Annotated in this window: 13 protein-coding genes; 9 read left to right on the plus strand and 4 right to left on the minus strand. The window is 67.4% G+C overall.

The genetic code is table 11. The features are described 5' to 3' along the window. Positions 1-40: 40 nt before the first annotated feature. The gene (locus BCUN_RS03225; protein WP_033517871.1) at positions 41-775 is read right to left on the minus strand and encodes a winged helix-turn-helix transcriptional regulator; all 735 of its coding nucleotides are present in this window, start codon (positions 773-775) and stop codon (positions 41-43) included. Between the two features lie 212 nt (positions 776-987). Between BCUN_RS03225 and BCUN_RS03230 the strand changes: the two genes are divergently transcribed. After that, entirely contained in the window at positions 988-1,737 is a 750-nt protein-coding gene (locus tag BCUN_RS03230; RefSeq protein ID WP_051920596.1) for a hypothetical protein, read from the plus strand. A 120-nt stretch (positions 1,738-1,857) separates the two neighbouring features. On the opposite strand, the gene BCUN_RS03235 is transcribed toward BCUN_RS03230, so the two are convergent. Together BCUN_RS03235 and BCUN_RS03240 are read right to left on the minus strand one after the other, a co-directional pair. Then, positions 1,858-2,379, minus strand: a complete 522-nt coding sequence (locus BCUN_RS03235) for an inorganic diphosphatase (RefSeq protein ID WP_033517869.1) — start codon at positions 2,377-2,379, stop codon at positions 1,858-1,860. Positions 2,380-2,544: 165 nt separating this feature from the next. Then, the gene (locus BCUN_RS03240) at positions 2,545-4,713 is read right to left on the minus strand and encodes a maltotransferase domain-containing protein (protein WP_033518599.1); all 2,169 of its coding nucleotides are present in this window, start codon (positions 4,711-4,713) and stop codon (positions 2,545-2,547) included. Between the two features lie 241 nt (positions 4,714-4,954). Between BCUN_RS03240 and BCUN_RS03245 the strand changes: the two genes are divergently transcribed. The 4 genes from BCUN_RS03245 (at position 4,955) to BCUN_RS03260 (ending at position 11,995) form a co-directional block, all read left to right on the plus strand. Beyond that, entirely contained in the window at positions 4,955-7,231 is a 2,277-nt protein-coding gene (locus tag BCUN_RS03245) for a hypothetical protein (RefSeq protein ID WP_051920599.1), read from the plus strand. Between the two features lie 116 nt (positions 7,232-7,347). Further along, positions 7,348-8,892, plus strand: a complete 1,545-nt coding sequence (locus BCUN_RS03250) for a chloride channel protein (protein ID WP_081895493.1) — start codon at positions 7,348-7,350, stop codon at positions 8,890-8,892. Between the two features lie 99 nt (positions 8,893-8,991). Further along, positions 8,992-10,764 carry an oxalyl-CoA decarboxylase gene (oxc, locus tag BCUN_RS03255; RefSeq protein ID WP_033518278.1) on the plus strand — a complete coding sequence of 591 codons (1,773 nt, stop codon included), beginning with the start codon at positions 8,992-8,994 and terminating at the stop codon, positions 10,762-10,764. Between the two features lie 124 nt (positions 10,765-10,888). Then, on the plus strand, positions 10,889-11,995 hold the full coding sequence (locus tag BCUN_RS03260) for an AEC family transporter (protein ID WP_033518275.1): 1,107 nt from the start codon (positions 10,889-10,891) through the stop codon (positions 11,993-11,995). Positions 11,996-12,259: 264 nt separating this feature from the next. On the opposite strand, the gene BCUN_RS03265 is transcribed toward BCUN_RS03260, so the two are convergent. Beyond that, complete coding sequence (locus BCUN_RS03265) at positions 12,260-13,264, minus strand: LacI family DNA-binding transcriptional regulator (protein WP_033518331.1); 1,005 nt, start codon at positions 13,262-13,264, stop codon at positions 12,260-12,262. A gap of 240 nt (positions 13,265-13,504) precedes the next feature. Between BCUN_RS03265 and BCUN_RS03270 the strand changes: the two genes are divergently transcribed. The 4 genes from BCUN_RS03270 to BCUN_RS03285 all read left to right on the plus strand — a co-directional run bounded on the left by BCUN_RS03270 (position 13,505) and on the right by BCUN_RS03285 (position 19,336). Continuing rightward, positions 13,505-14,890, plus strand: coding sequence for an extracellular solute-binding protein (locus tag BCUN_RS03270; RefSeq protein ID WP_033518329.1), 1,386 nt, complete (start codon positions 13,505-13,507; stop codon positions 14,888-14,890). Between the two features lie 100 nt (positions 14,891-14,990). Further along, positions 14,991-15,971 carry a carbohydrate ABC transporter permease gene (locus BCUN_RS03275; RefSeq protein ID WP_238552297.1) on the plus strand — a complete coding sequence of 327 codons (981 nt, stop codon included), beginning with the start codon at positions 14,991-14,993 and terminating at the stop codon, positions 15,969-15,971. Further along, positions 15,968-16,801, plus strand: a complete 834-nt coding sequence (locus tag BCUN_RS03280) for a carbohydrate ABC transporter permease (RefSeq protein ID WP_033518327.1) — start codon at positions 15,968-15,970, stop codon at positions 16,799-16,801. The genes BCUN_RS03275 and BCUN_RS03280 overlap by 4 nt, the downstream gene beginning before the upstream one ends. A gap of 9 nt (positions 16,802-16,810) precedes the next feature. Next, complete coding sequence (locus BCUN_RS03285; RefSeq protein ID WP_034258290.1) at positions 16,811-19,336, plus strand: glycoside hydrolase family 31 protein; 2,526 nt, start codon at positions 16,811-16,813, stop codon at positions 19,334-19,336. Positions 19,337-19,431: the final 95 nt, after the last annotated feature.

Raw genomic sequence — 19,431 nt, forward strand, 5'->3', positions numbered from 1 at the left:
ACGCGCGTCGCGGTGCGCGGTGGGAGCGGTGAACGGGCGCTCAGGCGCCTGCCTTCGCCCGGGCCTGCTCCTCCTCGTTCTCCGGGGGGTCGAAGCGGTAGCCGACGTTGCGCACCGTGCCGATCATGTGCTCGTACTCGCCGCCGAGCTTGGCGCGCAGGCGGCGGATGTGCACGTCCACGGTGCGCGTGCCGCCGTAGTAGTCGTAGCCCCACACCTCCTGCAGCAGCTGCGCGCGGGTGAACACGCGCCCGGGATGCTGCACCAGGTACTTGAGCAGCTCGAACTCCTTGTAGGCCAGGTCGATGGGCAGGCCGCGCAGCTGGGCGGTGTAGCCGTTGGTGTCCACGACCAGATCGCCGGAACGGATCAGGCCGTCCTCCTGCGACGTGTCGGCCGGCTGGGCGGCGGCCGTGGAGAAGTGCATGGCGCCGTGCTCGGAGGCCAGGCGCAGGCGTCCCTCGACCTCGGCGGGGGACGCGTTGGCGACGATGACGTCGGTGACGCCCCATTCGGCATTGACCACCGGGAAGCCGCCCTCGGTGAGGATCAGCACGATCGGGATGGCCAGGCCGGAGGCATGGATGAGGCGGCAGAGGGTCTTCGCCTCCGCCAGGTCGTCGCGGGCGTCGAGGAGCAGGACCGTGTTCTCGGGCATCTTCACCAGGCTGGCGGCATCCATGTTCAGCACGCGCACGCGGTGGGAGAGCAGCGCCAGCGAGGGCAGTACGGAGGCAGGGTCGGTGGAGGAAGTCATCAGTGTCAGGTCGGTCACCGGGAGCCCCCTTGTAGGTACGTTCATGTCGGCGGGGACGGTGGCACCGTGGTCCCGCTTCGCCAACAGTGTAGTCGCTGCCGTTCCCGGAACGGGCCGTCGTCCCGTCACGCGGACGGCGTCGTGGACGGCGGCCCGCGACCATACCGGCGGCTACATTGGAGCTGACAGGACGGCACAAGGAGCCGGCAACGGAGCACGGAGGTGTGGAGATGACCCAGGCAGGGGCCGTACGCCAGTCACAGGAGGACAAGCGCGTCGGGGAACCGCAGAAGCCGTGGTGGTGGACGCTGCTGGTCCAGCTCGTCGCCTACGCGGGGCTGGTGGCGCTCGCCTGCATCCCCGGGTCCGGCAACACGACGTCGGCGACCTTCTCCTTCACGGCCTTCGCCGTGGCCGTCATGCTCGTCCTCTTTGAATTCTTCAGCCCGCTGCGCGACCTCGCGGCGGGCCGCGTCATCGCCGTCGTCCTGGGCCTGTGCGCGATGGTTGCCGCCAGCACGCCCTTCGTCGGCACCCTCGTCTTCGAGGTCGCCGGGCGGGACCATGACCTGTCCGGCGCCGCCGTGGTGTGCGCCGGATGGCTGGCGGCGGCGGCCACCCTGCTCACCGTCCTGGTGGTCGGCGGCTTCCTGCGCCAGATGCTGCGCCGCGACCGCCCCGACATGATCGTGCAGATGGGGCACATGGACCTCGACGGCGTCGCCGCGGTCTGCGCCTCCGGCTGGTGCTTCCTGCCCGTCATGTTCCACGAGGCGAGCGCCCCCGACGCTGCGCGGATGGCGGTCCTGGCGGCCGTGGCCGTCGTCGCGGTCCTGCTGGCGTGGGTGGGGCGCCAGTGGGTCTCCGACGCCAGGCCGCTCGACGGGGCCCGCTGCACCTGGATCGGTTTCGGATTGTTGTCCGTCATGTTGACAGGTGGTGCCGTGGGTGTGGCCGCTCTGGTAATGTGGCTGGTGTGAGCGGGGCGTTTCCCTGCGCTCGGCTCGCGACTTCTCTGGGATATAAGGAACACGTGAGGCCCCGCATCGCGCACTGACAGCGATGCGGGGCTCCGTTCCTATCCGTTGCCGGAGGAAGGATCAGTCGTCGAGGTCGGCGGCGTGCTCCTCGGCCTGCTTGGCGGCAAGGCGCTCGCGGGCGGCCTCGATCTCCTTGTCCGCAGTGGCGGCGTCCGCCCAGTAGTCGCCGGGCATGACTTCCTTGCCGGGCTCCAGGGCCTTGTACTGCTCGAAGAAGTGCTTGATCTCGGCCTTGTGGAACTCGGAGACGTCGTCGATGTCCTTGATGTGGTCGTAGCGTACGTCGGCGGGCACGCACAGCACCTTGTCGTCGCCGCCTTCCTCGTCGACCATGTGGTAGAGGCCCACGGCGCGGCATTCCACGATGCAGCCGGGGAACACGGAGTTGGTGACCATGACCAGGGCGTCGAGCGGGTCGCCGTCCTCGCCGAGGGTGCCGTCGATGTAGCCGTAGTCATCCGGGTACCCCATTGCGGTGAACAGGGTGCGGTCGAGGAAGACGCGGCCGGATTCCTGGTCCACTTCGTACTTGTTCTTGGAACCGCGCGGGATCTCGACGACCACGTTGAAGGTATCTGCCATGGTGATGCTCCTTGGTCAGGATGTAATAGGTACGGTTCCCCACCTTACACTGACTCCTCTAAGAAATTGTTCGTTTTTTTGAACAAAATCCAGGGGCCGCCCGCCCGGGAGAGGGACTCCGGGCGGGCGGCCCCTGGATTTTGTTCAAAAACGAACAATTTCTTATCAGAACTCCACGCTCAGCACGTGCGCGACGTCGGCCCACGGGGCGAGCGCCACGAAGTTGTCCCAGCTCCAGTCGAACTCGCGGCCGGTCAGCTCGTCATGCACCTTGTAGGTGCCGTCGGTGGGCAGGCCGAAGGCGTCGAGGTCGACGTGGATCGAGGACTGCTGCTCGCCGGTGCAGTCGAGGTTGACGACCACGATCAGCATGTCCGGCTTGCCGGTGCCGGTCAGTTCGGCGGGCACGAAGCGGGCGAAGGCGACGATGGCCGGGTTGGCGCTGGGCAGCACGGTCAGGTCGTGGTAGCTGCGCGTGGCGGGGTGCTGTGCGCGCACGCGGTTGAGGCTGGCCGCCAGCTGGGCGATGCCGTAGTCGTCGGTGCGTTCCCAGTCGCGGACGGTGACGGCCAGCGGGCCGGTGGGGCGGTCCATGGAGCCGTCGGCCCGGCGGGCGTCCTCCACGAGCTCGTAGCCGGCGGGGATGCCCCAGTTGGGCGAGCCGAGCGCGGCGAGGACGGCGCGCACGGCGTGGCCGGCGGTGCCGTTGTCGCGCAGGTAGTCGGTGAGCGTGTCCGGGGTGGCGGGCCAGAAGGCATCGCGCTGCCAGTAGGCGGCGTCGCCGTTCACGGCGGCCAGCAGCGTGTCGAGCTGCGGCTTGATGGTCTGCCATGGGAAGGCGGAACGCGTCTGCGTGAAGCCGGCGTAGGCGAGTGCGCGCGTCTCGGCGGTGGTGGTGAAGGTGTCGGACAGGAAGAGGACGGCCGGGTGCTTCTTGGTCACGGCGGCGATGACGTCCTGCCAGAAGCGCGCGGGCGCGTCGCAGGTGCCGACGCGGAAGGCGGTGACGCCGGCTTCGATCCAGTGTTCCATGACGCGTTCGGTCTCACGCTCGATCTCGTCGAGGGCGTTGTCGAAGTCGAGCGGCACGACGGTGCCGTCGACGGCGACGGTGCCGTCGACGCGGTGCGGGAACCAGGAGGGGTGCTCGGCGACCCACGGGTTGGTCGGCGCGCAGGCCAGCGTCAGGTCGAGCGCGACCTCCATGCCCAGTTCGTGGGCGCGCGTGCAGTATGCCTTGAAGTCGTCCATGGTGCCCAGCTGCGGGTCGATGGCATCGAAGCCGCCGTGTTCGTTGCCGACGGCGATCGGGGCGGGGCGGTCGGTGGGCGTGCTCAGGGCGGCCGGGCTGGCCGTGGTCTCCTCCTGGGCGCCCAGCGGGAAGACCGGCAGCAGGGCGACGATGCCGAAACCCTCGGCCTGGATGCGCTCCAGGGAGGCCATCGCACCGCGCAGGGTACCGGGGACGGTGGCGCCGGTCTGCGGGTCGCGGGTGGCTCCTTCGCTGCGCGGCGAGCACAGGTACCAGGCGCTGCCGGCGGCCTGGGAACGTTCCACGTGGAACACCTGGTCCTGGCTGGCGGTCACGCCGTCGCGCAGCGGGCTGGCGGCGTGCAGCGCCACGATCTCGTCGGTGTGCGCGATGGCCACGCGGTCGGCGGCGGGGATGGTCTTGTCGCCCATCGCCTTGGCGGTCTCGCGCAGCATGCGCTTGGTGTCGGCGTCGAAGCCGGTGTCGCGGGCCGCGGCCCAGCGGACCAGGAGCGCGGCGCCCTCGGTGAGCGCGATGTCCGCGTCGTGGCCCGCGGCCAGACGACGGGAGGCCTCGCGGTACCAGTCGACGTAGGAGTCCTGCCAGCCTTCGACGGACACCTTCCAGGTGCCCAGCTGCTTGGCGACGTCGGCGAATCCGCCGTCCCAGGGGGCGAGGTCGCTGGCTTCGCCGGCCTTGAGCAGGGCGGTGAAGCGGGCCTGGTCCGCATCCGCCAGGGCCATGGGCACGCGGGCCATCACGCGGCCGCGGGAGGTCTTGAGCACGGCGGTCGCCCCGGCGGTGCGGCCCGGCTCCATGGTGACGGTGGCCCCCACGGCGAAGGGCTCGCCCAGGGCGACGCGCGGCGCCACGCCGTTGGCCCCCGTGCCGGGGGTGACGTCGTAGATGGCGACGCGGCCGAACCGGCCCGGTTCCTTGGCGGCGATGGCGGTGGCGGGCGCCGACCCAACCAAGGGCGCCTGCGAAGCTTTTCTGGTGGCACGCGGCTTGCGCGTGCGGGAAGTGGACGTATTGGATGTGGTATGCGTTTCAGCATGTGATGCTTCGTTCATGGCCGCCATTGTAGAACCCACGTTTGAACAACGGGTGACGGATGCGAACGATTGCGGAACGGTCGTTCACAATGTGGACGACGGGATGGTTGCGGAGTGCCTTCCGGAACGCCCCGGGTTATCCACATTTCGCCGGAACGACGGCCTTCCGACCACATGACCCCGTCCGCCTTGGAACGGCGGCGCCGCATATGTGAAGCTCGTGGACATCGGGGTCCACGGACGGCCCCGGGAAAGGACCGAAGAGCACATGAAGATCAAGGGCATCCGACACCGACTGGGCCGATGGGCGGCCCTTCTGGCCGTGGGCATGGCCGCCGTCGGCCTGGTGGCGCCGCCCTGCGTGGCCACCTACGCGCAGGACACCACCCTGACCCGTCCTGGCGCCGACGACTACTACACCTACGTGCACGACGGCATGGAATACCGGCTGGGACCCATCGGCTACGACGCACAGCAACGCCGCTACTACTGCATCGACCAGTCCAAGCTGTCCAACTACGTGGTCGGCGCGGCCACCGAGCTGCCGGACACCAAGGAGAACCGGCAGGTCGCGGTCCTGCTGCAGGCCTACCAGCACGTCACCGACGACCAGTACACGCAGCAGGCGCTCGCCGTGATCGTCCATGACGCCTACGACACCAGCACCGGCACTGATGGATGGCAGGCCAACCGCGCCCTGCTGTACCGCATCCAGCCACGCATCTTCACCCGGGCGGAGGAACTCAAGGCGCGCGCCCGCGCCCTGACCCCAGCCGGCATCGCCGTCGAGGCGGCGTACGGCGAAGGCAGGCGCGACGGGACCGTGCACGTGCACGTACGCAACGAGGACGGCCAGGACATCGCCGGCGTGCCCTTCGCACTGGAACTGTCCGGCGACGCCGCCTTCGCCGACGGCGGCAGCCACTACCAGGGCACCACCGGCGCCGACGGCGCGCGCGTGGCGTGGCGCGCGACAGGTGACGGCACCATGGCCGTGGGCGGCACCGCGACCATGCCCTCCATGGAGCTGGTCACCAGCTCGCAGAACCTCGTGCGCCTCGGCCCCGGCATCCTGACTGCCCTGGACGGGGTCGACATCCCGGTCCGCCTCACCTTCGCGCCCGCGATCCGCACCAGCACCGCCCCCAAGTCCCTCGAACCCGGCGCACCCGTCACCGACACCGTCACGCTGGAACTGCCCGGCGAGGACAACGTGTGGCCCGACGGTGCACAGGTCAGGGCCGACGGCTGGTATTTCGACGGCATCGGCGCCGACGAGCTCGACCGGCCGCTCGCCGCCCCGGACGGGCAGGACGCCACGCAGTTCCTCGAGACGATCGCCGCGCGCGGGCACCGGCCGGCCGCCCACGCCAGCGTCACCTTCGAGGCGGCCGGCCGGGCGCGCGAGGTGCGCGCCCTCGACGGCGCCGACGGCACCGCCGACTTCGCCGCACGGGGCGGCTTCGGCACCTGGGTGTGGGCCGTACGCCGCGACGCGCAGGACGACCGCGTGCGCGAACTGCTGGCCCACGACAGCGTCAGCGGATTCCTCGAGACCGCCGAGACCAACGTCACCCGCGCACGCGTGGCCGTCGAATCCATGGTCGGCGAGCACACTGCGCACGTCGGTTCCTCCCTGACCGACACCATCACCGTGGACGGCTTCCCCAAGGACCATGGCGACTTCGCCGGCGACGGGACGCTCGGCATCGGCGCCGACCTGCCCTACGCGCAGGTGCGCGTCTGGTGGACCGGTGACGGCGTCGGCGGCGACGACGACGCATGGCGCCCCGACGGCACCGACGAACCCGCGGAGGACGAGCACCACCGGCTCCTGGGGACCTGGGACTACCCGGCCGCCAACGGACGCATCCGCGTCGGCGGGGGAGAGCCCGACGCGCACGGCGAACCCGTCCGGCTCGAGGCCGACCGGCCCGGCTGGTACGTCTTCGTGTGGTCCTTCGCCGGCGACGACCGCGTCCTGCCGGCCGCCAGCGCCTGGGACGACGGCTGGGAACGCACCCGCGTCCACGGCGACGGCGAACCCGTGCCCGACGTCACCATCACCACGCAGGTGCAGCCCGGACGCGTCCTGGTCGACGAGGACTTCCACGACACCGCCCTCGTCGAAGGCACCGTCCCCGAAGGCGCCACCGTCACCTTCGAGGCCTATGCGGCCGTCGGGGAGGACGAGGACCCCGACGCCAACGGCACCCTCATGGTCGACACGGGCATCGCACTCGACCCCACGCAGCGCAGCCAGGTCGTGCACAGCCAGGCCACGCGCTCGCCACGGGCCGGCCTGGTCCACTGGCGCGCCGCGGTCGTCGGCAAGGACGGCGACATCCTCGCCTCGCACCTGCTGGGCGTGGACGGGGAGACCGTAACCGTGGCCGAGCCGCCCGCATCCGAGCCGGAAACGCCGCTCGCCGTCACCGGCTCCTCCATCCTCGCGGCCGGTCTGACCGCACTGGCGGCGGCCGTGGCAGGCACCGTCCCGCTGGTCCGGCGCCGACGGCACGGCGGACCGCCCGCCACGGCCTGACCGTGCCCGCGGCCGCGCCGCCTGACGGGCACATTCGTCAGGTGGCGCAACCGCGGAACCGGGCCTTGGAAGCCGCGCTATCATACGGGTAGCCGAGCGGAAAGGACGAGACTACCATGAGCGTACCCTCACCACACTTGTCGGATACGTCCGTACCCGGCGATGGCCAGGGCACGCTCAAGCGCATCGACATCCGCCAGGTCCTGCGCCACATGCTCTTCGCCGTCGTGTGCGGCCTGGCCTGCGGCTTCGCCTCCGTCCTGCTGTGCCTGTGCATCGAGGCGGCCCGGCACCTGTTCGAACACGCCACCTGGCTGCTGTGGTTCCTGCCCGTCCTCGGCGCCATCCAGCTGCTCATGTACCGCTGGTGGAAGCTGCCCCTCAACCTGACCACCGACGCCGTCATCGAACGCATGCGCGCCGGCAAGCCCATCTCCGCGCTCCTGGCGCCCGGCATCCTCTTCGCCACCGGCATGACCATCATGGGCGGCGGCTCCGTCGGCAAGGAAGCCGGCGCCCTGCAGATCGGCGCCAGCCTCGGCACCACCATCAGCAAACCCTTCCACCTGCGCGACATCTGGCACGCCGACGCCCGCGACGACACCGGCCTCAACCGCTACATCGCGTCCACCGGCATGGCCGCCACCTTCTCCGCACTCTTCTTCGCGCCGCTCGGCTCCTGCATGCTCGTGCTCGAACTCATGCGCTTCGTGCAGCTGCGCTACGTCGTCTCCATGCTTCTGGCCTGCTTCGTCGCCTACGGCGTCTCCAGCGCCTTCCGCATCGGCGACATCATCGTCACCGTGCCCGTCCCGCAGTTCGACTGGCACATGGTCGGCACCTGCGTCATCATCGGCATCGCGGCGGCCCTCGGCGGCAGCGTCTTCGCGCTCGCCATCCGCCTGCTGCAGTCGCTGACCATGCGCATCCGGCACAACTACTACGTGTGGGTGGTCGTCGGCGGCCTGCTCTACGCGGTGCTGGTCACGGCGTGCGGCTGGTGGCGGTACACCGGCTCCGGCGGGGCGTTGCTCAACGAGATCCTGCGCACGCCGGACATCTCCTGGGGCTTCGCCATCAAGATGCTGCTCACCGTGATCTGCCTGGGCCTGTGGTTCAAGGGCGGCGAGATCATGCCGTCCTTCTGCATCGGCGGCCTGCTGGGTTCCGCCAGCTTCGTCATGACCGGCGCCGACCCGCTCTTCGGGGCGGCCGTGGGCGCCATCTGCTTTCTGGCGGCCTTCAACCGCTGCCCCGTCTCCGCCTTCCTGCTCGGCTGCGAGATCTTCGGTTGGGGCATGGCGCCCTTCTTGGGGCTCGCCGTGGCCGTGTCCTTCCTCTTCGGCTATCCGGTGGGCATCTACGGATCCGACATCGACGTGCTGGCGCGTTCCGGCTGGGCGCAGCTCGTCGACAAGGTGCGTGCCGGCACCCAGGCCAACGAGGACGACAAGGATGCGGGGCTGATGGACTTCGTCGTGGCCGCCGGCCATGCCGCCGAGACCGTGGCGGAGAGCGTCGAGCAGGCTGCCGACGACGAGGCCATCGCATGGCAGCGCGAACACCCCCGGCGCCGACGCCGCCACCACGGTTCCGGACAGGGCCGCGGACATGGCCATACTTCGGGGAAGAACGCGGGCCAATCGGCTAGGAGCGCATAAATTCGCTAAGCGCATGAAACCCAGCCGGCTCCCATTGCGGCCTCCTAGAGTCGGGAACAAATCGCACATGCAGATTTTGTTTCCTGAGGAGGAACACACATGGCAGACACCACAACCGCTGCGGCAACGCCCGCAGGGACGAACCTGACCGATTCGCCCCATTACCTCGCCCAGGCCCTCGTGGCCAACGGCATCAAGAACATGTACGGCGTGGTCGGCATTCCCGTCACCGACTTCGCCCGCATCGCCCAGGGCATGGGCATGCGCTACATCGGCATGCGCCACGAGGAGGACGCGGTGAACGCCGCGGCCGCCGAAGGCTTCCAGACCGGCCGCCCGGCCATCGCCCTGACCGTCTCCGCGCCCGGCTTCCTCAACGGCCTCGCCGCGCTGCTCGAAGCCACCACCAACGGCTTCCCGGTCATCATGATCGGCGGCTCCTCCACCCGTCACGTCGTGGACATGCATGAAGGCGAGTACGAGGGCCTCGACCAGATGAACTACGCGAAGGCATTCTGCAAGGAATCCTTCCGCATCGACAAGATCGAGGACATCCCGCTGGCCGTGGCCCGCGCCATGCACATCGCATGCTCCGGCCGCCCCGGTGGTGTCTACATCGACTTCCCGGATGACGCCGTCGCCCAGACGATGGACGCCGACGCCGCCACCGCCGCCCTGTGGACGGCCACGAACCCGGCTCCGGCCATGCCGCCGGCCCAGGCTTCCATCGACGAGGCCCTCAAGCTCCTGAGCGAGGCCAAGAACCCGCTCATGCTCGTCGGCAAGGGCGCCGCCCTGGCACAGGCCGAGGACGAGGTCCGCGAATTCGTCTCCAAGACGGACATCCCGTTCCAGCCGATGTCCATGGCCAAGGGCCTCATCTCGGACGACGACCCGCACAACACCGCCAGCGCCCGCAGCCTGGCGCTGCGCACCGCCGACGTGGTCCTCCTCGTGGGCGCCCGCCTCAACTGGATGCTCAACTTCGGCGAGAAGGGCTGGAACCCGGACGTCAAGTTCATCCAGATCGACATCGACCCCAACGAGATCGAGAACGCCCGCCAGATCGCCTGCCCTGTCGTCGGCGACATCAAGTCCGCGATGACCATGCTCAACGCCGGCCTCGAGAAGACCCCGGTGAAGGCCTCCGACGAATGGCTCGGCGCCATCCAGGCCGAGTCGAAGCAGAACGACGAGAAGTTCGCCGCCCGCATCAACTCCGGCAAGGTGCCGATGGGCCACTACGACGCCCTCGGCGCGATCAAGAAGGTCTACGACCAGCACAAGGACATCATCCTGACCAACGAGGGCGCCAACACCCTCGACGACTGCCGCAACATCATCGACATCTACGAGCCCCGCCACCGCATGGACTGCGGCACCTGGGGCGTCATGGGCTGCGCGGTCGGCTACTCCATCGGCGCTGCCGTGGCCACCGGCAAGCAGGTCCTGTACATCGGCGGTGACTCCGGCTTCGGCTTCGACGGCATGGAGATCGAGGTCGCCTGCCGCTACAACCTGCCGATCACCTTCGTGGTGCTCAACAACGGCGGCATCTACCGTGGCGACTTCGAGAACCTCGGCAAGGACGGCGACCCGTCCCCGCTGACCCTGACCTACGATGCCCACTACGAGAAGATGATCGAGGCCTTCGGCGGCACCGGCTACTACGCCACCACGCCGGAGGAGGTCGAGCAGATGGTCGGCGAAGCCGTGGCTTCCGGCAAGCCGAGCTTCGTGCACGTCCAGCTCGCCGAGTACGCGGGTAAGGAATCCGGCCACATCTCCAACCTCAACCCGAAGCCGGTCGTCGGCCCGCTGGCGACCTCCGAGATGACCTCCGATCCGTACATCGAAGGCGCCCACATGTGATTTGGCGCACGGACTGACGTGATGGCTCGGGGCGTCCCGACCAGTCGGTCGGGACGCCCCGAGCCATGTCATTCCGCCCTGCGTCCTTGCCTCACTGAAGGAAAGCAAAGAAGAAAGAACCCTCATGGAAAAGATATTGATCAACGATATCGTCCCGATCATCGTCATCATGGCGTTGGGATATATCTTCGGCAAGCTCAGCTACTTCGACGATGACCAGCGCCAAGGTCTCAACAAGCTCGTGCTCAACGTCGCACTGCCTGCCGCCCTCTTCATCTCCATCGTCAAGGCCACCCGCTCCGAGCTGGGTGCCGACGCCACGCTGACGGCCATCGGCTTCGTCGGCATCATCGTGATGTTCATGCTCTGCTACTACCTGTGCCGTCTCATGTTCAAGCACAGCATCCAGGAAGCGGCAGTCTGCGCCCTGATCGCCGGTTCTCCGACCATCGGCTTCCTCGGCTTCGCCGTGCTCGACCCGATCTACGGCGACTCCGTGAGCACCAACCTCGTGATCGCCATCATCTCCATCGTCGTCAACGCCGTCACCATCCCGATCGGCATGTACCTGATCAACCTCGGCCAGGCCAAGGACCGCGAGCGCCTCTCCGCTGCCGCGACCACCACAGCCAAGGGCGACGTGACCGTCAAGGCCCCGGCCCCGAAGGACGACGTGGCAGTCGACCCGGCCAAGGATGCCAAGGCCGACAAGACCGTCGAGGTCATGGTCTCCAAGTCCTCCAACATGGGCAAGAAGAAGAACCAGAACCTCGCCGCCATCATCAACGCCCTCAAGCAGCCGGTCTGCTGGGCCCCGCTGCTGGCCATCGTGCTCGTCCTCATCGGCGTGCGCGTCCCGGATTCCTTCGCCCCGACCTTCGACCTGATCGCCAAGGCCAACTCCGGCGTGGCCGTCCTGGCCGCCGGCCTGGCGCTGGCCACCGTGAAGTTCTCCTTCAGCTGGGAGACGCTGTGGAACACCTTCTACCGCCTGATCCTGACCCCTGCCGCCTTCCTCGGCGTGGGCCTGCTGTGCGGCATGGGCCACGACATCACCAAGCTGTCGATGCTCGTCATGGCCGTCGCCCTGCCGCCGGCCTTCTCCGGCATCATCATCTCCAGCCGTTACAACATCTACGTCAAGGAAGGCGCCTCGACCACCGCGGTCTCCACCGTCGCGTTCGCCGTCACCTGCCTGCTGTGGATCTGGCTGGTCCCGCTGTGCGCCTGATGACAGCATCCATATAAGGGGCGTCGACACGCCGTCGGACAGCTGAAAATCAGCTGTCCGACGGCGTGTCGACGCCCCTTATAACGCCAGAGGCAAGGGGCCCGTACTGACAGCATGCGGACCGCTTGCCAGGGGCGCCTCGGTTTGCACATTTTTTGGGCCTGAGGAAATTGTGTAGGCCTTGGGGCTGCACAATTTGCATTTGTGCAGCCCCAAGGCCTACACAATTTTTCTGCGTCGAAAAATGTATAACCGGAGGACGCCTCAGCCGGCGGGGGCGACCGTGGAACTGCGGATGACCAGGCTGGTGGGGGACATGAGGTGGGGATCCTCGGGCGGGCGCCCCTCGATGAGGTCGATGGTCAGGCGGGCGGCCTCGGCGGCGGAGGCCACGGGGTCCTGGCGGATGGTGGTCAGGCCGACGTCGGCGGCGAACTGGGAGTCGTCGAAGCCCATCACGGAGATGTCCCCGGGGATGCGCAGGCCGTTCTGCTGCATGGTGAAGAAGAAGGGGATGGCGATGGAGTCCTGGTGGCACAGCAACGCGGTGGGGCGTTCGGCTGCGTTGACCAGGGCGCCGATGACCGCGCCGCGCACTTCGACGCCCGGATCTATGTCGTAGATGGTGCCCTGCATTCCGGGGGTCTGCCCGCAGATCCGCTCGAAGGCGTCGATGCGCGCATGGGAGGAGTACTGCAGGCTGTTGGAGAACTTCTCGTAGACGTAGGCGATGTTCCGGTGACCGAGGTTCATGAGGTAGTGCATGGCCGTGGTCACTGCCTGGCTGTCGTCGATGCCCACCGATGCCGAGAAGGCGGGGGAGTTGGAGTTGATGCCCACGAGCGGTACCTTGGCCTGCTCAAGGCGTTGGCGTTGGCGTTCGCCGACGTCGAAGGACGAGACGATGACGGCGTCGGCGTTGCCGCGCACCGGCAGGTCGTCGAAGAAAGCCTGCCGCGCCTCGTCGTCGCCGATGGGGTAGACGACCAGGTCGTAGCCGGCGTCCCGCAGGACGGAGTTGAGGCCCTCGATGATGCGCGCGGTGAACCAGTCGATCTGCGTGCCGCCGAAGAGCAGCGCCACCCGGTACATGCGCCCGGACTTGAGGATGGCGGCGCTGCGCGAGACGAAGAAGCCGAGTTCGTCGGCGGCCTCCTGCACCTTGCGGCGCGTATGTTCGGACACCAGATGCGGTTTGGAGAAGGTGCGTGAGACGGTGGCGGTGGAAACGCCTGCCCGACGGGCCACGTCCTCGATGCTCGCTTTCATGTGCCGTCCTTTCCGTGCCGACGCCGATGTCCTGGGCTGCGACGAGCTGCCTGCCTTGTGCCGTGGCCCCTGCGTGATATGCCTGTTCGCATTCTAGCGGCTCGACCTACGACACGCCGTGGAAGCCATGAAATGTAACCCGTTTCATTTGTAACCGGTTACAAAGTTGCGACACTGGTCTATCGGCGTTATACTTGCCTTGTTTGCTAAACGACTTACAACGAGGTAAGGAAGAAAGCCATGAAAATTTCTCGCATTGTTTCCGCGTTGACTGTAACCGTTTTCATCTCGACGGCGCTTGGGGCCTGCGGTTCCGGCGGCGCCAAGGGCGTCACCGACACCCAGGCGGACAAGGGCTTGCCCACCATGGGTGAAACCGTCACCTACGACCCCAACCACCTGGTCAACGAGGGCAAGCCGATCACCATCGACTACTGGAGCTGGAACAGCGCCGGCACGGACCCGGTGATCGACATGATCGACGGCTACACCAAGATCCATCCCAACGTGACCATCAAGCCCGTGAACGTGGCGTGGGAGGACTACTGGACCAAGCTTCCGCTCGTGCTCAAGGGCAAGAACGGCCCTGCCGTCTTCAACATCCACAATTCCTATGACGCGCTCGTGCGTCCCTACGCCGCCGACTACGACATCGACGCCAAGGACCTCGAAGCCGACTACACCACCGCCTCCGTGCACATCACGGACGGCAAGGCCAAGTACATCGACTCCGTCATCAACACCGGCAACATCTACTACAACAAGAAGCTGTGGCAGGAAGCAGGCCTGACCGACGCGGACATCCCCACCACCTGGGACGAGTTCCGCGAGGTCGCGAAGAAACTCGCCAAGTGGGACGGCAACAAGATGGTGCAGGCCGGATTCAACGTCAACGGAGACGCCTATAGCGCCATCTACGAAGGCCTCAACTACCAGAAGGGGCAGGTCCTGTTCGACGACAAGGGCACCGAGCCGGATTACGACAACTCGGTGACCGCCGAGAACATGCAGTTCCTCAAGGACCTCTACGACAAGGACCGTGTGGGCTCCGCGAACTTCGGCAACGACTACTCCCAGAGCTTCGGTAACGGCCAGAGCGCAATGGTCTATGCGTGGGGCTGGCTCGAAGGCACGCTCAAGGAGAAGTACCCGGACATCGAGTACGGCGTCTTCGCCACGCCGACGCCCTCGAAGGACACGCCCTTCGCCTATGACCGCTACAACGGCGAGTCCACGCCCGGCATCAACGCGAACGCCTCCGCCGAGCAGCAGGCCGTGGGCCAGGACTTCGTGCGCTACCTGCTGGCCAATGACGACTACGTGCGCACCGCCGTGCGCGAGCTCAATTCCTTCCCGGCCAAGAAGAGCCTCCAGGAAGACAAGGAGATCCTCGCCCAACCCGTCATGGCCGCCATCGCGCCGCGCGTCGACCGCCTGATCTGGCCCGGCTCCATGCCTTCGACCATGGAGACCAGCGCCACCACCGCCTTCGAGAACGTCTTCCAGAACGGCAAGTCCATCGAGCAGTCCATCAAGGAAGCCCAGCAGCAGATGGAGACGGACATGAAGAACTCCGACTTCGTCTCCGCCGAGAACAAGTACGCCTACTACGATGAGCGCCACTGAGCGCGTTCATCGCAGGTGACCTGGCCGGTGTGTCCGGTGCGGGACGCCGTCCCCGCCCTGACACACCGGCCGCCGCCAGGAAGGGAAAGGAAGGACAACGATGTCCAACGCCACCATGTCCGCACAATGGGAGGCCGCCCCCGAGCCGGAGGCCATTGCCGAATCCGAACACCCGAAGGGAAGGAAGCCGCGACGCCGCAATCGCGGATACGCCGAAGTCGGCGCGCGCATCTTCTCCTTCCGCAACATAGCCGTCGTACTGCTCGTCGCCTACTTCGCGGTGTTCCTCGCATACCCGATCATCAAGGCCTTCGCCGGCAGCCTGCACGACTGGAACCCGCTGGTCGGCACCTACGAATGGGTCGGATTCGACAACTTCAGGCAGATCCTCACGGACCGCCTGTTCTGGGATTCCATGTGGCATACCGCCGTCTTCTGCACGGTCGCCACGGTCTTCCGCGTCGTGCTCGGCCTCGGCTTCGCGTTGCTGCTCAGCTCCAGGCTCGTCAGGTTCAAGGACACCTTGCGCGGCCTGTTCTACATGCCCACCATCACGCCCCTCGTGGCCGTGAGCTTCGTGTGGATGTGGATGTTCGACCCGCAGTTCGGCATGATCGACCGCGTCACCGGACTCGACATCAACTGGCTGCACGACCCAAAGTGGGCATTGCCCGCCATCATCCTCATGACCATCTGGAAGGATTTCGGCTACGCCACCGTCCTCTACCTGGCGGGCATCATGAACCTGCCCAGCGACGTCTACGAGGCCGCCGCCATCGACGGCGCCAACGGCGTACAGACCTTCTTCCACATCACCGTGCCGCTGCTCAAGTCCACCACGCTGTTCATCGTCATCACCTCGCTCATCAGCTACCTGCAGGCCTACGTGCAGATGCTCGTGATGACCGACGGCGGCCCGGGAACCTCCACCTACACCATCAGCTACCTCATCTTCGACCAGGCATTCCAGAAGTACAACTTCGGCGTTGCCTCCGCCATGAGCGTCGTCCTGTTCCTCTTCACCGGCGTGCTCACCATCATCATGTTCAAGGTATCGGGAGATACGGAGGGACTGTCATGAACCGTGCCAAGACCCGCGTCACCGTCGCCGGAGTCATCCTCACGGTGCTCCTGTTCATCGCGGCGCTCATCACCATCGTCCCCTTCATCTGGATGCTCCTGTCGAGCTTCGCCCCCAACAGCGAGATCGTCAAGGTCACCGGCGGCCTCTTCCCGGCGCCCACCACCGTCGACAACTACGTCGCCATCCAGGAACGCTTCGACTTCCTGCGCCTGTTCGGCAACTCGCTGTTCATCGCGATCGTCAAGACGGTCATCATCATCTACACCAGCGCCGTGCTCGGCTTCGTCTTCGCCAAGATGCGCTTCCGCGGCCGCAACCTGCTCTTCGGCCTCGTCATGAGCACGATGATGGTGCCGTGGGCCGTCACCATCATCCCCCAGTACGAGATGATGACCCGGTTCGGCTGGCTCGACAGCTACGCCTCGCTTATCGTGCCCGGCATGCTCAGCGCCTTCGGCGTCTTCCTGTTCCGCCAGTCCATCACCGGCATCCCCGACGAACTCATCGAGGCGGCGAAACTCGACGGCGCCTCCGACTTCCGCATCTTCCACCGCATCATCCTGCCGATGAGCCGCAATACCATCGCCGCGCTCGCCATCTTCACCTTCCTGTGGAACTGGGAGGACTACCTGTGGCCCTTCCTCATGATCAGCGACGAGAAGAAGCAGCTGCTCGCCGTCGGCCTCAAGCAGTTCAATGGCCAGTACGGCACCGACTACGGCGGCCTGTTCGCCGCGACCAGCCTGGCCATCGTGCCGGTCATCATCATCTATGTCATCTTCCAGAAGCAGTTCATCGCCGGCATCGCCTCCGGCAGCGGCAAGTGAGGTAGCAGCATGGCAACACATCCCTCGTTCAGCCAGTTCACCGCCAACCTGCACCCGCAGGTCCCCGCGGACCGCACCGTCAGCGGCGAGCACTGGCGCATCAGCCCCATCACCGACTCCCTCGTGCGCCTCGAATGGTCAGACGACGGCATCTTCGAGGACCGCCCCACGCAGGTCGTGCTCAACCGCGACCTGGGCGGCGACGTGCACGCCGACATCCGCCGCACCGGCGGCGGCGTGCGCATCGAGACGCCCGCGCTGCTGCTCGACTACGACGGCCGCCCCTTCAGCAAGGAGGGGCTTTCCATCGTCGTCAAGGGCGTGCCCGGCAGCCAGTTCAACACCTGGCACTACGGCGAGCGCGGCGGCGGCAACCTCCTGGGCACCGCCCGCACCCTCGACGAGGTCGACGGCGACACGCCGCTGGGCGACGGCATCCTCTCGCGCGACGGCTGGGCGGTGCTCGACGACTCCGCATCGAACGTGCTCGACGACGCCGCCACGGTGGGCGGCGAGGACAACCCCTTCGGCACGTGGCCGGTCCCGCGCGTCGACGACCCCGGTCGGGTGGACCTCTACGTCTTCGCCTACGGGCTGCGCTTCCTCGAGGCGATCCGCGACTGGCACCGGCTGACGGGGCCGACGCCGTTGCTGCCGCGCTGGGCACTGGGCAACTGGTGGAGCCGTTTCTACCGCTACGATCAGGACGGCTACCTGAACCTCATGGACCGGTTCCGTGCCGAGGGGCTGCCGTTCACCGTCGCGGTGATCGACATGGACTGGCACCTGACCGACGCCGACCCCAAGTACGGCTCCGGCTGGACCGGCTACACCTGGAACCGCGACCTGTTCCCCGACCCGACGAGGCTGCTGGCGGACCTGCACGACCGCGGCATGCGCGTGACGCTCAACGAGCATCCGCGCGACGGCATCCGCGCCTTCGAAGAGGAGTACCCGGCGGTGGCGCGCGCGATGGGCGTCGACCCGGAGTCGGGCGAGCCGGTGGCCTTCGATCCCTCCAGCCCGCGCTTCCTGGACGCCTACCTGGACATGCACCACCGCATGGCGGCGGACGGCGTGGACTTCTGGTGGATCGACTGGCAGCAGGGCGGCGTCACCCGGCAGCGCGGCCTCGACCCGCTGTGGATGCTCAACCACGTCCACTGGCTCGACTCGCTGGACGAGGCGGGCAAGGAGGGCAGCGGCCGCTGGCCGATGACCTTCAGCCGCTTCGCCGGCCCCGGCTCGCACCGGTACCCGATCGGCTTCTCCGGCGACACGATCGTCAGTTGGCGTTCGCTGGAGTTCCAGCCGCGCTTCACGGCCACGGCGGCCAACATCGGCTACGACTGGTGGAGCCACGACATCGGCGGCCACATGCTGGGCAGGCGTGACGACGAGCTGGAGGCCCGCTGGTACCAGTTCGGCGTCTTCAGTCCGATCAACCGCCTGCATTCGAGCTCCTCGCCGTTCTCCGGCAAGGAGCCGTGGAACTTCCCGGAGCCGGTGCGCCATGCGATGGCCGGGGCCCTGCGGCTGCGTCAGCGGCTACTGCCGTACCTGCATACGATGAACTACCGCACGGCGTTCCGGGCGCGGCCGCTGGTGGAGCCGATGTACTGGCAGGACCCGGGAATAGGGGAGGCCTACGACTACCCCAACGAGTACCGCTTCGGCTCCGAGCTGGTGGTGGCGCCGGTGGTGCGGCCTCGCGACCCGGTCTCGCGGTTGGCGCGCACCGACCTGTGGTTGCCGCAGGGGGAGTGGTTCGACTTCTTCGACGGCCGGCGCTACCGTGCGCCGAGGCCCGGCGGCCGTCGCCTGGCGGCCTGGCGCGGCATCGAGCGGATTCCCGCCTTCGCCAAGGCGGGCGGCATCGTGCCCCTGCAGACCTTGGACGGCCCCGACGCGCTGAACTCGACCGACAATCCGCGCCTGCTGCGGGTGCTGGCCTTCCCGGGCGACGGCAGCTTCACGCTGCACGAGGACGACGGCGAGTGGACGCACGTGCGGCAGGGTCGGGCGGCTCTCACCGATCTGCGTCAGGAGTGGGGCGACGATGCGGTCGTCTTCACGGTCGGTGCGGTGCGCGGCGACGCGGCGGCCGTGCCCGAGGTGCGCGACTGGGCCGTGGCCTTCCGCGGCGTCGGCGATGCCCCCGGCGCGGTGACGGCCACGGTGGACGGTGCACCGGTCGACTGTGTGGCGGAGTACGACGAGGCGACGCTCACGCTGTCCGTGACGGTGCGCGCGGTGCCGCGCTCGGCGGTGCTGCGCGTCGAGGCGTCCGGCCTGCGCGCGGCGGACGACCCGGCCACGGAGGACTGCCGGCGCGTGCTCATGGATGCGCAGATGCCCAACCTGACCAAGGACGTCACCTTCTCGATGATTGCGGAGCAAGGTGCCGCCGCCCTGGCAGGCCTGCGCGCCCTGGACATGCAGGCCGGTGCCCCCCACGCCGACCTGGCCGAGTCCCACATGCCCGAATCCGTCATCGCCGCCCTGGAGGAGATCCTCCTGCGTTCCCGATCTTAAAGCGGGCACCCGCCCGGGAGCATTTCCTGAATTAAAGCGGGCACCGGCTTGAAGAACAGAAAATTCTTCAAGCCGGTGCCCGCTTTAATTCAGGA

It is taken from the genome of Bifidobacterium cuniculi, from assembly GCF_000741575.1.
GTDB lineage: Bacteria > Actinomycetota > Actinomycetes > Actinomycetales > Bifidobacteriaceae > Bifidobacterium > Bifidobacterium cuniculi.

What these genes read in the sequence shown, in the direction of transcription:
- BCUN_RS03265 (WP_033518331.1), bottom strand. Translation starts at nt 13,264, where the DNA reads ATGAAAGCGAGCATCGAGGACGTGGCCCGTCGGGCAGGCGTTTCCACC.
- BCUN_RS03280 (WP_033518327.1), top strand. Translation starts at nt 15,968, where the DNA reads ATGAACCGTGCCAAGACCCGCGTCACCGTCGCCGGAGTCATCCTCACG.
- BCUN_RS03275 (WP_238552297.1), top strand. Translation starts at nt 14,991, where the DNA reads ATGTCCAACGCCACCATGTCCGCACAATGGGAGGCCGCCCCCGAGCCG.
- BCUN_RS03245 (WP_051920599.1), top strand. Translation starts at nt 4,955, where the DNA reads ATGAAGATCAAGGGCATCCGACACCGACTGGGCCGATGGGCGGCCCTT.
- BCUN_RS03285 (WP_034258290.1), top strand. Translation starts at nt 16,811, where the DNA reads ATGGCAACACATCCCTCGTTCAGCCAGTTCACCGCCAACCTGCACCCG.
- BCUN_RS03250 (WP_081895493.1), top strand. Translation starts at nt 7,348, where the DNA reads ATGAGCGTACCCTCACCACACTTGTCGGATACGTCCGTACCCGGCGAT.
- BCUN_RS03260 (WP_033518275.1), top strand. Translation starts at nt 10,889, where the DNA reads ATGGAAAAGATATTGATCAACGATATCGTCCCGATCATCGTCATCATG.
- BCUN_RS03240 (WP_033518599.1), bottom strand. Translation starts at nt 4,713, where the DNA reads ATGGCGGCCATGAACGAAGCATCACATGCTGAAACGCATACCACATCC.
- oxc (WP_033518278.1), top strand. Translation starts at nt 8,992, where the DNA reads ATGGCAGACACCACAACCGCTGCGGCAACGCCCGCAGGGACGAACCTG.
- BCUN_RS03270 (WP_033518329.1), top strand. Translation starts at nt 13,505, where the DNA reads ATGAAAATTTCTCGCATTGTTTCCGCGTTGACTGTAACCGTTTTCATC.
- BCUN_RS03230 (WP_051920596.1), top strand. Translation starts at nt 988, where the DNA reads ATGACCCAGGCAGGGGCCGTACGCCAGTCACAGGAGGACAAGCGCGTC.
- BCUN_RS03235 (WP_033517869.1), bottom strand. Translation starts at nt 2,379, where the DNA reads ATGGCAGATACCTTCAACGTGGTCGTCGAGATCCCGCGCGGTTCCAAG.